1 protein-coding gene is annotated in these 255 nt (G+C 46.7%); it reads left to right on the forward strand.

The window, feature by feature from the left end; all coding sequences use genetic code 11:
- A partial coding sequence (locus H8K32_RS20070; RefSeq protein ID WP_186914412.1) for a transposase occupies positions 1 to 255 on the forward strand: 255 nt, incomplete at both ends.

Genomic DNA, 255 nt, shown 5'->3' on the forward strand with positions numbered 1-255 from the left:
TGCCAAAGGGCTGTCAACCCGCGAAATCGTAGAAACTTTTAAAGAAATGTACGACGCAGACGTCTCGCCTACGCTCATTTCGAAGGTCACCGATCGTGTTCTGGAGCAGATTACACAATGGCAATCCTGTCCACTCGATCCGATTTATCCGATTGTGTATCTTGATTGCATCGTCATTAAAATCCGTGACAATATGCGCGTCATCAACAAGGCAATTTATCTGGCATTGGGGGTCAACATGGACGGCAAGAAGGA

This window comes from Cognatundibacterium jejuense (assembly GCF_014284255.1).
Taxonomy (GTDB): Bacteria; Pseudomonadota; Gammaproteobacteria; order Burkholderiales; family Burkholderiaceae_D; genus Undibacterium; species Undibacterium jejuense.